This window comes from Bacillus sp. LK2 (assembly GCF_001043575.1).
Taxonomy (GTDB): Bacteria; Bacillota; Bacilli; order Bacillales; family Bacillaceae_G; genus Bacillus_A; species Bacillus_A paramycoides.
This window is the reverse complement of sequence record NZ_LDUK01000001.1, coordinates 270,978-285,287: the sequence shown is the minus strand read 5'-3', so window position 1 is coordinate 285,287 and position 14,310 is coordinate 270,978. Positions and strand designations below refer to the sequence as shown.

General features: G+C 35.8%; 18 protein-coding genes and 1 pseudogene. 14 read left to right on the top strand and 5 right to left on the bottom strand.

The genetic code is table 11. From position 1 onward, the window contains the following. Positions 1-15: 15 nt before the first annotated feature. The 3 genes from ecsA to ecsC are packed head-to-tail and all read left to right on the top strand — an operon-like array spanning position 16 to position 2,684. A complete protein-coding gene (gene ecsA / locus VK90_RS01445) occupies positions 16-759 on the top strand; it encodes an ABC transporter ATP-binding protein EcsA (RefSeq protein ID WP_033718801.1) in 744 nt (247 codons plus the stop codon). Next, the gene (locus tag VK90_RS01440; RefSeq protein ID WP_048369840.1) at positions 752-1,963 is read left to right on the top strand and encodes an ABC transporter permease; all 1,212 of its coding nucleotides are present in this window, start codon (positions 752-754) and stop codon (positions 1,961-1,963) included. Before ecsA ends, VK90_RS01440 begins: the two co-directional genes overlap by 8 nt. Before the next feature lie 13 nt (positions 1,964-1,976). Then, complete coding sequence (ecsC, locus tag VK90_RS01435) at positions 1,977-2,684, top strand: ecs operon protein EcsC (RefSeq protein ID WP_002170710.1); 708 nt, start codon at positions 1,977-1,979, stop codon at positions 2,682-2,684. Between the two features lie 87 nt (positions 2,685-2,771). On the opposite strand, the gene VK90_RS27875 is transcribed toward ecsC, so the two are convergent. From VK90_RS27875 to VK90_RS01425, 3 genes are all read right to left on the bottom strand, one after another. Beyond that, positions 2,772-2,915: a YjcZ family sporulation protein gene (locus VK90_RS27875; protein WP_082147747.1), complete on the bottom strand. Its 144-nt coding sequence runs from the start codon at positions 2,913-2,915 to the stop codon at positions 2,772-2,774. A 36-nt stretch (positions 2,916-2,951) separates the two neighbouring features. Continuing rightward, positions 2,952-3,149: a hypothetical protein gene (locus VK90_RS01430; protein WP_176547725.1), complete on the bottom strand. Its 198-nt coding sequence runs from the start codon at positions 3,147-3,149 to the stop codon at positions 2,952-2,954. 293 nt (positions 3,150-3,442) lie between these two features. Next, on the bottom strand, positions 3,443-3,784 hold the full coding sequence (locus tag VK90_RS01425) for a hypothetical protein (RefSeq protein ID WP_048369837.1): 342 nt from the start codon (positions 3,782-3,784) through the stop codon (positions 3,443-3,445). 15 nt (positions 3,785-3,799) lie between these two features. On the opposite strand from VK90_RS01425, the gene VK90_RS01420 reads away from it, so the two are divergent. From VK90_RS01420 to VK90_RS01395, 6 genes are all read left to right on the top strand, one after another. Further along, entirely contained in the window at positions 3,800-4,351 is a 552-nt protein-coding gene (locus VK90_RS01420; RefSeq protein WP_048369835.1) for a TetR/AcrR family transcriptional regulator, read from the top strand. A gap of 2 nt (positions 4,352-4,353) precedes the next feature. Beyond that, positions 4,354-4,533 carry a hypothetical protein gene (locus VK90_RS01415; protein ID WP_048369833.1) on the top strand — a complete coding sequence of 60 codons (180 nt, stop codon included), beginning with the start codon at positions 4,354-4,356 and terminating at the stop codon, positions 4,531-4,533. 83 nt (positions 4,534-4,616) lie between these two features. Beyond that, the gene (locus tag VK90_RS01410; RefSeq protein ID WP_025149436.1) at positions 4,617-5,093 is read left to right on the top strand and encodes a PH domain-containing protein; all 477 of its coding nucleotides are present in this window, start codon (positions 4,617-4,619) and stop codon (positions 5,091-5,093) included. Continuing rightward, positions 5,086-6,525 carry a PH domain-containing protein gene (locus VK90_RS01405; protein WP_048369828.1) on the top strand — a complete coding sequence of 480 codons (1,440 nt, stop codon included), beginning with the start codon at positions 5,086-5,088 and terminating at the stop codon, positions 6,523-6,525. The genes VK90_RS01410 and VK90_RS01405 overlap by 8 nt, the downstream gene beginning before the upstream one ends. Positions 6,526-6,633: 108 nt before the next feature. Then, positions 6,634-7,068 carry a hypothetical protein gene (locus VK90_RS01400; RefSeq protein ID WP_048369826.1) on the top strand — a complete coding sequence of 145 codons (435 nt, stop codon included), beginning with the start codon at positions 6,634-6,636 and terminating at the stop codon, positions 7,066-7,068. A gap of 20 nt (positions 7,069-7,088) precedes the next feature. Further along, a complete protein-coding gene (locus tag VK90_RS01395) occupies positions 7,089-7,355 on the top strand; it encodes a CPCC family cysteine-rich protein (protein WP_048369822.1) in 267 nt (88 codons plus the stop codon). A 74-nt stretch (positions 7,356-7,429) separates the two neighbouring features. Here VK90_RS01395 and VK90_RS01390 read toward each other — a convergent pair whose 3' ends face one another. Next, positions 7,430-7,813 (bottom strand): hypothetical protein, encoded by a 384-nt coding sequence (locus VK90_RS01390; protein ID WP_048369821.1) that lies wholly within the window; start codon positions 7,811-7,813, stop codon positions 7,430-7,432. 356 nt (positions 7,814-8,169) lie between these two features. Between VK90_RS01390 and VK90_RS27870 the strand changes: the two are divergent. The 3 genes and pseudogenes from VK90_RS27870 to VK90_RS01380 form a co-directional block, all read left to right on the top strand. Then, positions 8,170-8,241 (top strand): annotated as a pseudogene (locus VK90_RS27870) (protoporphyrinogen oxidase); the annotation flags it as partial. A gap of 85 nt (positions 8,242-8,326) precedes the next feature. Beyond that, positions 8,327-8,803: a PH domain-containing protein gene (locus VK90_RS01385; protein ID WP_048369819.1), complete on the top strand. Its 477-nt coding sequence runs from the start codon at positions 8,327-8,329 to the stop codon at positions 8,801-8,803. After that, on the top strand, positions 8,796-10,211 hold the full coding sequence (locus VK90_RS01380; protein ID WP_048369816.1) for a PH domain-containing protein: 1,416 nt from the start codon (positions 8,796-8,798) through the stop codon (positions 10,209-10,211). Before VK90_RS01385 ends, VK90_RS01380 begins: the two co-directional genes overlap by 8 nt. A gap of 112 nt (positions 10,212-10,323) precedes the next feature. Here VK90_RS01380 and hmoB read toward each other — a convergent pair whose 3' ends face one another. After that, a complete protein-coding gene (hmoB, locus tag VK90_RS01375; protein ID WP_002170722.1) occupies positions 10,324-10,815 on the bottom strand; it encodes a heme-degrading monooxygenase HmoB in 492 nt (163 codons plus the stop codon). 127 nt (positions 10,816-10,942) lie between these two features. Between hmoB and VK90_RS01370 the strand changes: the two genes are divergently transcribed. Both VK90_RS01370 and hemE read left to right on the top strand, forming a co-directional pair. Further along, on the top strand, positions 10,943-13,060 hold the full coding sequence (locus VK90_RS01370) for a transglycosylase domain-containing protein (protein WP_048369814.1): 2,118 nt from the start codon (positions 10,943-10,945) through the stop codon (positions 13,058-13,060). A gap of 189 nt (positions 13,061-13,249) precedes the next feature. Continuing rightward, positions 13,250-14,296 carry a uroporphyrinogen decarboxylase gene (gene hemE, locus VK90_RS01365; protein WP_048369812.1) on the top strand — a complete coding sequence of 349 codons (1,047 nt, stop codon included), beginning with the start codon at positions 13,250-13,252 and terminating at the stop codon, positions 14,294-14,296. Positions 14,297-14,310 lie beyond the last annotated feature (14 nt).

Here is a 14,310-nt window from a genome sequence, read left to right as displayed (position 1 = left end):
AGAAAGTGGTGTCGTATGAGCGAGTTATTGCGTGTAGAAAATGTTACAGGAGGATATACGAAACGACCTGTACTGCAAAATGTTTCGTTCTCTGTTAATAAAGGCGAACTTGTTGGCTTAATCGGTTTAAATGGAGCTGGTAAAAGTACGACAATTAAACATATCATCGGTTTAATGGAACCGAAAAAAGGAACTGTCACAATTAACGGGAAAACAATACGTGATGATATGACAGCGTACCGTTCTAGTTTCTCCTTCATTCCAGAAACGCCAGTATTATATGATGAGTTAACGTTAGAAGAACATTTGAAATTAACAGCGATGGCGTACGGTGTAGATGAAACACAATATGAAGAACGCGTAGGACAACTATTACAAGAGTTTCGCATGAAAAATCGTTTGAAATGGTTTCCGTCTCATTTCTCAAAAGGGATGAAACAAAAAGTAATGATTATGAGTGCATTTCTCGTTGAACCATCTCTTTACATTGTGGACGAACCTTTCGTTGGGCTTGATCCTTTAGCGATTCAATCACTTCTTCAAATGATGGATCAAATGAAAAAGAGCGGTGCAGGCATATTAATGAGTACACATATTTTAGCGACAGCAGAGCGCTATTGTGATTCGTTCATTATTTTGCATCAAGGTGAAGTAAGAGCGAAAGGAACGTTATCTGAACTGCAATCACAATTTAACATGCCTGGTGCAACGTTAGATGATATTTACATTGCGTTAACAAAGGAAGAAGATTATGAATAGCACAGCGTTATGGAAAGAACGATTCCGGCACTTTCTAAAAGAAGTTCGTACATATAGTAAATACGTATTTAACGATCATTTGAAATTTATTTTCGTATTTATCATCGGTGCAGGAGCGTATTATTACCAGCAATGGTTACAAACGTTAACACCTTCGTTTCCTACGGCAATCGTTATGGCAGTCTTACTTGGCCTCGTATTAACAGCCGGCTCCATACAAACGTTATTAAAAGAAGCGGATCTCGTATATTTGCTACCAGTTGAAGAAAAGTTAAAGCCTTATTTTACAAAGGCATTTCTCTTTACGTTTATGATTCAGTTATACATAATCGCAATCGTAGCAGCTGCGCTTGCCCCGTTATACTTCCAGCAAATGAAGCAAACAGGAGCGGCTTACATATGGATTGTAATCGCGTTTGTCATTGTAAAAGCGTGGAATTTATTCGTAGCGTGGGAAAAATCATTTTTAACAGATCAAACTGTTCAAAAAGCAGATTGGTTCGTTCGTTTTATCTTAAACGGCTTATTCGTGTACTTCCTTATAGAACGTACTTCAATCATTTTTATCGGCGTAATCATCTTTTTAATGGTGCTATACCTTGCTGTTATGCATCAAAAGGTAAAAGGAAAGCCGCTGAACTGGGAGTATTTAATTTCTGAAGAAGGTAAAAAAATGATGCTATTATACCGCATCGCGAATATGTTCGTTGATGTACCAGCATTAAAAGAGAGAGTATCACGCCGAAAATGGCTTGATTTCATTCTTTCGATGATCGGTGAGAAACGTACATATTTATACTTATATACGAGAACGTTTTTAAGATCGGGTAACTATTTCGGATTATATATGCGCTTACTCGTTCTTGGAGGAGTCATTCTTTACTTTATCCCATTTTTATATGGACGCTTTATCGTAAGTCTTGTTTTCTTATACTTAATCGGTTACCAGCTATTAACTCTTTGGAAACATCACCGCATGAAAATTTGGCTTGATTTATATCCAGTAGGGGTAGAGGAGAAGAAGAAAGATTTTCTTACTTTATTAAATGCGATTCTCGTCATTGGTAGCGGTGTATTTACAATTACATTTGCACTTGCGACGAAAGATTTCATGATGACAGTCATTTTATTTGTCGTAAGCATATTATTTAGTATCGGTTTCGTTTACCGGTACGGGGCGAAACGCATTGAGCGTTTAAACTGAAAGGAATGAACCTATGATTACATATGAAGAGAAGGTTATAAAAGAATTGGAGCAGTGGAAAGCTACATTCATGAAAGATTCTTCTATGATGACACGGTTCTCTAAAAAAGTGCAGGTGAAAGTGCAACAGCTAGTGCCCGCGAAAGTGCAAAAGGTACTAACAGAAACGATTCGGATGATGGTGCAAACGATTAGTGCTGGATCAAACTTTATAAAACCGAAGCTAAAAGAAACGAACTGGTCACTGCAAAGACGAGACGATGAAGTACGTAAAAAATTAGATGAATATAAAAAAGTCGCAGCGGCAGAAGGGGCAGGAACAGGAGCAGGTGGTATTCTCCTTGGCCTTGCTGATTTTCCGCTACTCCTCAGCATTAAAATTAAGTTTTTATTTGATGCGGCAACATTGTACGGATTTGATACGAGTAAAAAAGAAGAACGCCTTTTTATTCTTCACGTTTTCCAACTTGCTTTTTCTAGTGATGATCATAGAAAAGAAATATGGAAAGCAATTGAAACGTGGGATACAGAAGAAGAAAATCATATGGACTGGGAAAGGTTCCAAACAGAGTACCGAGACTATATTGATTTAGCAAAAATGCTCCAGCTCGTCCCAATCATCGGTGCCCCAGTCGGAGCATATGCAAATTATCAATTATTGCAAAGGCTTGGGGAAGTGACGGTGAATTGTTATCGTATGCGGTTGATTAATAGGAATTGATTTGCTTTACAAAAAGAAGGCACCTTAAATGTGTAATTTAGGATGCCTTCTTTTTTGTTGTTATAACTAACTGAATTGTGTCTTTTCTTAGAAACCAAGTCCGCTATAGCTGGCTCCAATTATGATTAATACGATAAAGAGCACAATGAGTAATATAAATCCGCTACCACCGCTCTTACCATCTTTACCATCTTCACCGCCGCCACTACCACCCTTACCGCCATATCCGATATTAACGCCCCTTGTTTTTTATGGGGTTATTTTACTTTATGCTTTTTTAGAAGTAAATTGTTGATTTGTAATAGTGATTTCTTGTCTCTCCGTTGTAACTTCTTGAGATTTGTATTTAGTTTTGGGATCGCCAAATATTAGCATCATAACGCCAAAAGTTGCAATAGCTCCGACAATAACAATAGCCCCCCAGCCAACGTATTCCCAAATCTTTGATTTCGTTTCAGCTTCCACCTTTATTTCACCCCTTATATATTTAGATCTTAATAATAACATACCATATATTCCCTTACTTTTATGTGAACTGTAAACTTTTCCTGATTTATTCATATTTTCCGTGTTTAGAGATTATTTTATTGCTTTTGAAATATTTATAGGTGTCCCCACGGTTTTTAATAGCTTGTATGTTTCTCGACTGTACTTAAGGATTGTAAAAAAACACTCGTAGATACAATCTACGAGTGTTTTTGACGGTATAGGTTTATTTGGGATTTTTATAAAGAAAAGATATTTCAACGAACCGTTAACTAATCATGTTTTAGTTCGAAATTTTTGGTGGTTGAAATGGTACTGATATGATAGTTATTAGAGTATTCAACTGCAACACTAAATTCTTTATTTTTGTCATCTGTTACATAACCAGATATAAAAATTGTTTGAAGATCATTTGGAGTGAATTTATGTTTAGTAATAGTTACATCTACGTTTTCCTCCTCCTTGAAGTATTTAATAGTTTCTTCTTTTGCTTTATTAATGATTTCTTCCTCTTTATTATTTTCCACAGTACACCCTACTAAAATAGTAAATATTAAAGCGAAAAATAAAAATAAAAATAAAAATATGCCAATACTCTTCTTTTTTATTTCCATATATACCCTCCAATAATGGTATCTTTATTATATGACAAAAAATTTACAAACATCGCAGAGTACGGCATCGAGAAGATGAGCCTTTCAATGATTGCGAAAGAAGTTGGAATATCAAAGCCAGCTATTTATTATCACTTTTCATCTAAAGAGGCATTAGTAGACTTTTTATTTGAAGAGATTTTTTCTGGGTATCATTTCGCCAATTACTTCGATAAAGAACAATATAAGAAAGAAAAATTAATCGCAGATGGCTTACATATGTTGTCTGAGTATGAAGGGGAACAAGAAATACTCCGCGTTATAAATGAATTTATTGTAACTGCGACGCGAAATGAAAAGTATCAGAAACGCTTATTTGAAATACAAGAAGAGTTCTTAAATGGATTTCACGATTTATTGAAAAAAGGTGTGGAGCTGGGAGTTGTGTCGCAACATGCAACAGAAGAAAACGCTCATACGTTAGCGCTCGTTATTGATAATATGAACAACTACGTGTTAATGGGATTCCAGTTAAAGCATAAAGAAATTTGGATTCAAAATGTGAAAAATGTAATAAAGGAGGAATAGAGATGAGAATGCAAAAAAATTGGTGGCTCGGTTTTCTTGGATTTATTGGGGTTTATAAAATCCCAAGTATGATTGATGCTTTTCAAGGTGATAAAGGTTGGTTTTCGTTAATTGGTTTCATTTGGCTACTTTGGTTCGGATATTTTATTCCTGAGAAAAAAGACAAGGAAGAAGGGAAATAATAGCATTCTCATTTTCTGTGAAATTATGTAAAATGTAACTTGAGAGAATTCATATATTAGATTACTAGATTTGGAGTGGTTACATGCAGCCATTGAAAAATGAAATTCACCCTGACATGGTCAAGGTGTGGAAAACGCGTTCCTTAATTGAGCTAGGAATTAGTATTATAGTCATTTTGGCATATCTTTTCCTTATGATTAAGTTTAATTGGTGGGCTTGGATTTTCTATGTGCTCATCGGATTAACAATCGTGTATACGCCGTTTGATTACTTTACGTTTCCGAAATTGCGTCAGCGTTATTATAGCTATCAATTAAATGAAGAAGAGCTTGAAATTCAACATGGTCTTTTCGTTGTAAAACGTGTATTAGTTCCGATGATTCGTGTACAGCACGTAACGATTGAGCAAGGGCCAATTATGAGACAATATGGATTAGCAGAACTGCATATTTCAACGGCGGCAACTTCTCACAGCATCCCAGGTTTAACGATGTATGAAGCAGAGATGCTAAAAACGAAAATCGCAGAATTAGCGAAGGTGAGTGATGAGGATGTATAAGAGGCAGCATCCAATCACGATGTTATTAGAATTAAAGGTAACAGACTTTTTACCATTAATTATTTTCATGTTTAGTTTAAACGGAAAGTTCCCATTTTGGTATTTAGTTCCCGCTGGATTCGCCTTAATTACGATTTTTTCAGTGATTGAAAAATGGTATTACACAGTATACTGGGTCGAAAATAACGTATTGCACATTAAGCAAGGCCTCTTTGTGAAAAAGGAGAGTTACTTAAATAAAGAACGTGTTCAAACGATTAATACAAGTTCGAGCGTGTTATATCAAATACTCGGTTTAAAGAAAATTAAAATCGAAACAGCTGGCGGAGGAAATGATCCGGAAGTTAGTTTAGCTGGTATTACGATAGAAGAGGCAACAGAGCTCATTGCGATGCTAAATGAGCCAGCTAAGGCAGTAAAAGCAGAAGAAACAGAAGAAACATCAGAAGAAGTAGTAGAAAAAGAAATCATTACAGAGGAAAAACAAGCGACAGAATACAAATTAACTTGGAAAGAAATTTTGTTAGCATCTGTTACATCGGGCCAATTTGGATTACTATTCTCTTTAATACTTTTCGTTTATAACCAAGTGGATGAGTACATTCCGAAATGGATAAAAAATAGAGTAGAGTCGTATGTAATGGATCATGATATATATGGCTGGATTTACATGGTAGCCATTTTCCTTGTCGTTTCTTGGATTATATCCACAATCGGTTACGCGTTAAAACATGGGAATTTCACGGTGAATCGAAGAAATGATGAAGTCCGTATTTCTCAAGGTTTGCTTGAAAGGAAAGAACTTGTACTAAAGCTACACCGCATTCAAGGGATTACAATAAGAGAAGGTATTTTACGCCAACCGTTCGGTTACTGTGCTGTGCAAGTAGAAGTAATTCAAAGTGAGGGAAAAGAGGAAAAGGTTACGCTGCATCCGATCATTCGAAAAGATCGTGTGCAAGATTTACTTGCGCACTTACAATTACCATATGAACTGAATACAAACATTACATCATTACCAAAAGCAGCGTTGCGTCGTTATTTAATAGATAGTTTTCTACTCTTCGCCATGCTGGCAATTCCGATTACGGGAATAAGTATATACTTTGAAAAGTACGTCATTATGTGGGCTTTATTACCGCTCGCTATCCTCATCTTTACACTTGGATATGCAACATTTAAAACAAATGGTTACAGCGTCAACGGAGAGCAAATTACAATTGTGTATCGCAGTGTCGGGAAATATACAGGGCTTGTAAGAAGAAGACACGTTCAATCAATTGAGAAGACACAATCATATTTCCAGCGCCGAGCACATTTATGTACGTACAAGTTTTCTAGTGCATCATCGAGTTACAAATTAGAGCATATAAGAGTAAAAGATGCGGAGAGAATGCAGGATTGGTATAAGAAGAGAATAAGTGAGAGTTAATTGAATGGCTCGTCTTTCGCGGAAGACGGGTTATTTTTCTATGTAAAAATGGTAGAAAATAATGAATAATATATGTGAAGCAAAAAAGTGAGGTGAATGAGATTGAGAATGAGCAAATTTTTAATTCCGTATTCATTTTCTATATTAAGTTTATTCGTTTCAGTAATGGTACTTCAGTTATATGATAGAATGGAAAGATTTAATGAGGAGACTTCGACCATACTTGGAAATTTAATTCAAGCTACTTCGCAAATGGGAGTCCTTACATTGTATTTTGGAGCACCTATTATTTTAGGTGGATGTCTTCTTGGAGAGTTATTGTTTAGATTTATCATTTTACCATTTAAATTAAGCTATATTATATCTTTACTAGTATATCTTCTTTTAGCCTTTAGTATTGTTTTTATCTTTTGTTTCTTAACGATAGGAATTCCAACTGTATATGAAGATTCTCGTACTTTTCAAGTGATGTGTCTCATGGGGCTAACTATGATTTGCGCTGTTACATTTTTTGTGAGTCGGAATATATGGGAGAAAAAATAAGTTGATAATGGAGTGACCAAATGAAATACACTTGCCCATGCTGCGGATATAAAACATTAGAAGAAGAACCACCAGGTACATATGAAATTTGTAAAATATGTTATTGGGAAGATGATCCTGTTCAGTTTAAAGATCCTGACCTTGAAGGCGGCGCAAATGAAGCTTCGTTAAGACAAGCGCAGAAAAATTTCATTGTGTTTGGTGCTTGTGAAAAGCGATGTGCTGGATTAGTTAGAAAACCGACTAGTGAAGATATAAAGGATGCTAGTTGGAAGAAAATTTGTTAAGTAGTTTATAAATAAAAATGTTATTACTTAAATAAAGAGAAGTAATAACATTTTTTTATTTAGTGAATAAAGAATTACCGCCGTCTTATAAGGTAAAACATTAAAGATGATAAAGTAATAGGAAGGCCGGTTTCCAAAAAGGCTTCTAAATTAAAGGATAGAAAATCTCTGTTGTTAAACCACATAAAGAATAAATGATTGTAGGAAATACCTAACAGTATAAATACAGGAATTCCAACTTTTAATTCGTGACTTCTTTTTACTTTTCTATAACAAAACTCCCCTAATAAACAACCAATAAGAACAGGAATACTTCCAAGAATGACATACATAATAATGGATACCCAAATCGGCCCCCATGAATCTGCATAATTTGGCATTAGTGTATACTGTAAAACATTCACAACAATAGAGAAAACTAGTAAGCATGTTAAATAACTAACGGCAAATTTTTTCAATGGGATCATCCTCTTACTATATAAGTTATGTAAAATGATATAAAAAAGGCATCTAGCAAAAGAACTAGATGCAAATAAAAAACACAAGGGAAGACAAAATTCTTCCCGTTTCCCGTATGTAATTATATCAAAAAATTTATAAAAAACTAGCTTTATTTTTATATAATTGATGTGTGAAGCTATGATGTTGTAGGATTACACTATTTTTATAGTGTTTTTTTATTAAAAGGAGTGAATTATAGTGCTCGAAGTAAAGTTTTATGATTGGAAAAAACAACGTCCTAAAAAACATTATTTGCGTGTGATAGAAGAAATGATTTGTAGAAAGAAGAGCGGCTATCGGCTCTTCTTTCTTTATAGATTACATCCGGCTTCAAGTGTATTCAATTAATGAAGGGAATTTTAAAGAAGTTCTTGATACGATGTAGAAAACTATAAATTTACAAAACTGTATATAAAAACTTATTTTCTGCTAATATGTAATTAATAAATTCATATAGTTGGAGTGATGTCATGCAACCGTTAGAAAGAGAGATTCATTCTAATATGCTTAAAGTGTGGAGAATTCACGCTTTAATTGGAGCAGCAGTTATACTAGCAGTCGTAATTGCATATTTCTTTTTTATGATTAATTTTCATTGGTGGGGCTGGTTGTTTGGATTGCTAGTAACGGGAGCCCTTATATACATACCGCTTGATTATTTTGTATTTCCAAATTTACGTCAACGCTATTATAGTTATAGGTTAAATGAAGAAGAGATTGAAATTCAAAAGGGCATGTTCGTTGTAAAGCGAGTACTTATTCCAATGATTCGTGTGCAGCACGTTACGATTGAACAGGGGCCAATTATGAGAAAGTATAATTTAGCAGAATTACACATTTCAACAGCGGCAACTTCTCATAGTATTCCTGGTTTAACGAAAGAAGAAGCAGAACAGTTGAAAAGACAAATTGGAGAACTGGCGAAGGTGAGTGATGAGGATGTATAAGAGGCAACATCCAATCACGATATTATTAGGTATTAGGGTTGCGAGTTTGTTGCCACTTATTATTCTTGTTTTATTTAAACCTGATGAACAAGTGGAACCTTGGTATTTATTTTATCTTTTCCTTTTGTTTATTTTATGCATTATGGCTATTTTTTCAGCAATTAAATGGTATTTTAAAGTGTACTGGATTGAGAATAATATTTTACATATAAAGCACGGTGTCTTTGTAAAGAAGGAAAGCTACTTAAATAAAGACCGTGTGCAAAATATCAGTACGTCTTCTAACATCATTTATCAAATACTTGGACTTACGAAGTTAAATATAGAAGTAGCGGGCGGCGGTAGTGAGCCAGAAGTGATGTTAGCGGGTATTAAGGAAGATGAAGCAAAACATTTAATCTCTTTATTACATAAGAAAGAAATTACCGTAAATGAAGAAATAGAAGAGGAAGAAAGCAAGACGGTTTATCAGTTAACATCGAAAGAAGTTTTAGCAGCAGCGATTACATCTGGTCGGTTCGGACTAGTGTTTTCTGGACTAGTACTTCTTTACACAAAGTTTGATTATGTTCTTCCGGAAAGGTTCACAAATAAAATAGAAGCGTATGTGATGGGGAATGGTGTCTATAAACTAATTTTGATTGCAGTAATTTTAATGGCGATTTCATGGATTATTTCTACGGCTGGATATGTGTTAAAATATGCAAACTTTAAAATTGAGCGAAAAGGGGAAGAGATTTGTATCGTTCAAGGGTTATTTGAAAAGAAAGAGTTTGTCTTAAAATTGCACCGCATTCAAGCGATTACTGTGAAAGAAGGTATTCTTCGCCAGCCATTTGGTTATTGTGCTGTTGAAGTGGAAGCAATTCAAAGTATTGGATCAGCAAGTAACGAAGTGATGCTACATCCTTTTATGAAGAAAAAATATGTACAGCACCTGCTCACATATTTAGAGTTACCTTATGAAATTGAAGAGGAGATCGTTCATTTACCAAAAACAGCGTTGCGTCGTTATGTCATTATGGGCTGGTTAATAAGTATCATGCTCACTGTTCCAATTGTCGGCGTGAGTATATATTTTAAACAATATATTGCGTTATTTGTTCTTTTACCGTTGTTTATCGTGTTTTCGTTACTTGCGTATGCTAGATATAAAAGTGGCGGTTATGCAATAAGAGAAAATCAACTAACGGTCGTGTACCGTGATTTTTCGAAATATACAGGAATGATGCGACGAAGACATGTTCAAGCAGTAGGCTATAATCAATCGTATTTTCAAAGAGAAGATAAATTATGTACAACTCCCGTAGCGGTAGCTGGGCGCGGTTATGAAGTGAAGCATATGCGAAAAGAAGATGCACTTCGTATATATAATTGGTACAAAGAAAAAGGAAACACCGGTGTGTAATGGTGTTTCCTTTTTGTGTGTCGTGATTTGTTGATAAGTCGATATATTCGAAAAATCGCTAATATAATTTCATGTACCGCGGTCTCTGTACCCCAAATCACGTACTCAAAACCTAAACTAACACATCAAAAGTAGTAACGAATGATGGTCGAGAGAAAATGCTTTTTTGCTGTTCGGCATGTGGATGCGCCTGCGCTTCTGCTTGTGCAGGGCGTTTTTTATGAGCATTTTCGAATGAACGTGATTCTGTCCAGTCTTTAAAGTTTTGCTCTGTTTCCCACATCGTTAAAATGACATATGTATCATTACTTAATGGGCGAAGAACGCGGATTGCCTGGAAACCAGGTTCGTTTTCGATAAGGCCTGCGCGGTTTTTAAAACGGTTTTCAAATACAGGGCGACCTTCGTCTGTTACAGAAATGTTGTTACAAACGATAAAGCCAGGTTGTCCTTTAAATTCTCCAACAGCGTCTAATACGTCATACTTAAGTGAACCTTCTACAGATTCTTCTGTATTTTCTTTATAAAACATATCTTTTTCATTATTTTTTGCAGTGAAATGTGCTTGTTCTAGAGGTGTTTCGTATGAAATAATAGCCTTCATTTTAATGCCCCCTTTTTAGTTTGTCTCTATTATATCAATTCCCTTAAAAAACTTCGAAGATTATATACATAAAGATAGTCCTTTTTCAAATAATAAATGTACCATCATTTGGAAAGAAGGCCGATGTATGAAGAAAGTAAAGTGGACTTTATTAGGCGGGGTAGCAACGTTTGTAGTAGCAATTGTACTCTATAAACTTATTGTGTTAGCTGGTGGCTATATGATGGATGAAAAGCAGCTCGTTTTCCACTCTTCATCACGTATCGTTGACCAGAAAGGAAAAGAAATTACGAAATTATATGTAGAGAATAGAGAGCTCGTACCGATTGAACAAATTCCAAAGTACGTGCAGCAAGCATTTGTGGCTGTGGAAGATTCTCGTTTTTATGAGCATCAAGGAATTGACTATCCTTCTATATTTCGGGCGCTCTATAAAGACACGTTAGCTGGAGAGAAGGTAGAAGGCGGTAGTACGATTACGCAGCAACTAGCTAAAAATGTCTTTTTAACTCGTGAAAAAACATTTACGCGCAAATTGAAAGAGGTCGCAATTTCTCTTCAGTTAGAGCAAAAATATACGAAACAGCAACTTCTTGAAATGTATATGAACCATATTTATTTCGGCCATGGAGCTTACGGTATTCAAGCGGCGGCCAAATTGTATTTTAATAAAAATGTAGAGGATTTAACAGTAGAAGAAGGGGCGATGCTTGCTGGTCTTCCGAAAGCACCAAATGGCTATTCGCCGTACTTATCTCTGGAAAAGAGTAAAGAGCGCCGTGATCTTGTTTTGTCACTTATGCATAAACAAGGCTATTTAACAGCGGAAGATAGTGTTCGTTATCAAGGGAAGACAATCGCTCTTTATAAAAATGTAGATGAACGCGAACTTGCATATATGCCGTATATCGATATGGTTGTCGATGAAGCGGCACGTATATATGGTTTGTCTCATCAAGAAGTACTGCGCGGAGGATATACATTTGTTGTACCGATGGATGAAAAAGTTCAAAAGGTAGCATATAACCAGTTTCAAGATGTAAGCAATTTCCCTGGTAAAGAAAACGGGGCGCAAGGTGCATTTTTATTAATGGATAATCGGACTGGCGGAATTAAAGCGGCGATTGGAGGAAGAGAGTATGTTCCGAGAGGGTTTAATCGTGTCTTTGCAAAGCGGCAACCTGGTTCTGTTTTAAAGCCGCTTATCGTATATGGACCAGCTTTAGAGACGAAAAAATATAATCCGTATTCTTTATTAACGAATGAAAAAAATTCTTTCGAAGGCTATGAACCTCGAAACTATAATCATCAATATACGAAAGAAATGACGATGTATGATGCAGTGTTAGAATCGGCCAATGTACCAGCTGTATCTTTATTAAATGAGCTAGGGGTAGAAGAAGGAAAGCAATATTTAGAGAAAGGGAATGTTCATATTGCGGACTCTGGTTTAAGCACAGCACTTGGTGGATTGAAAAATGGCGTTTCTCCATTTGATCTTGTTAAAATGTACCGCTCTTTTTTAGCGAATGGGAATATAATCGAACCGCACGTTATTGATAAAGTGCTAAATAGACACGGTGCAGTCATTGGTGAATCATCAAAATCTGAAACGAAAGTCTTTTCAAAGCAAACGGCATGGTATATGACAAAGATGCTTGAAGGAGTTGTGAAAGAAGGTACAGCGAAAGCAGGTGTATATAACGGAGCGCTAGCAGGAAAGACGGGTACAACTTCGCTTCCGAATGACGATCATGGCGCAAGGGATATGTGGTTTGTTGGATATACGCCGAATTTAGTTGGAGCGGTTTGGATTGGCTATGATCGCACTGATAAAGAGCATCAATTACAAGATGGAAATGCATCTGCAACGATTTTATTTAAGAAGATTTTAACGAAAGCCAACATACAAGATACAGCAAGTTTTCAAAGGCCAACAGGCGTTGAAACAATCGGACTACCGATTCGCTTACATAAGATTAAAAACGTGGAAGCAAAATTATCATTTAGTCCTTTCGGTTTATTTGCGATGAAACTAAGCTGGACACCGCTTCCTGATGAGCGAATTATGTATCGAATTTATAAAGTGGAAAAAGGAATTCATACTCATGTTGGAACAGTAAAAGGAGCGGGGAAATATGAGGAAAAGTTTATTAATATATTCTCAAAACCGAGTTTTTACGTTGTGCCATATAACACACAAACGAATCGTGAAGGAGAAAAGTCAAAAGTAGCTAAACCGTAGTTTTTCTCTGTGCTATAATAAGAATGTTGTGAAAATAGTAAGCGGTTTTACGAACGTTTGTGTCAATTTAATGAACAACGTACATAATATTATGCATTTTGTTTTTACAAGCTGTATAGTAAAAAAAGATAAATATCGGAATAGAACATATTTAAAGTAAAAGCATCGGTAAGGAAGGGAGCAAGGGTCTTGGTAAGAAATATAAATGAGACATTTTTAAAAGCATGTAGGGGGGAACGCACAAAGTATGTACCAGCATGGTATATGCGTCAAGCAGGTCGTTCACAGCCGGAATATAGAAAGATAAAAGAGAAATATTCTTTATTTGAAATTACACATAATCCAGAGTTGTGCGCTTATGTTACAAAATTGCCAGTTGATCAATATAACGTAGACGCAGCAATTCTATATAAAGATATTATGTCACCACTACCTGCAATTGGTGTGGATGTTGAAATTAAATCTGGTATTGGCCCAGTAATCGATAAGCCAATTCGCTCTTTACAAGACGTAGAAAAACTAGGGGAAATCAATCCAGAAGATGACGTACCGTACATACTAGATACAATTCGTTTATTAACGACAGAAATGTTAGATGTTCCGTTAATCGGTTTCTCAGGAGCTCCATTTACGTTAGCGAGCTATATGATTGAAGGTGGTCCTTCACGTAACTATCATAATACGAAAGCGTTCATGTATGCAGAGCCGAAAGCTTGGTTCGCTTTAATGGATAAGCTTGCAGATATGGTTATTACATATTTAAAAGCGCAAATTAACGCAGGAGCAAAAGCTGTTCAAATTTTCGATTCTTGGGTTGGAACAGTAAATGTAGCAGATTATCGCGTATTTATTAAACCAGCGATGGAGCGTATTTTTGCGGAAGTTCGTACGATGGGTGTTCCAATGATTATGCACGGTGTTGGTGCAGGACACTTAGTGAATGAATGGCACGACTTACCTCTTGATGTAGTAGGTTTAGATTGGCGCTTACCGATCGAAGAAGCACGCGCACGCGGTGTTCATAAGGCGGTACAAGGAAATATGGACCCTTCGTTCTTACTAGCACCTTGGTCTGTCATTGAAGAACATGTAAAAGGTATTTTAGACCAGGGGATGAAACAACCAGGTTACGTATTTAACTTAGGTCATGGTGTATTCCCAGAAGTAAATCCAGATACATTAAAACGTTTAACTACATTTATTCATGAATACTCTAAAGAACAGTTAGCGAAGTAAAGGAGAATAGCTGT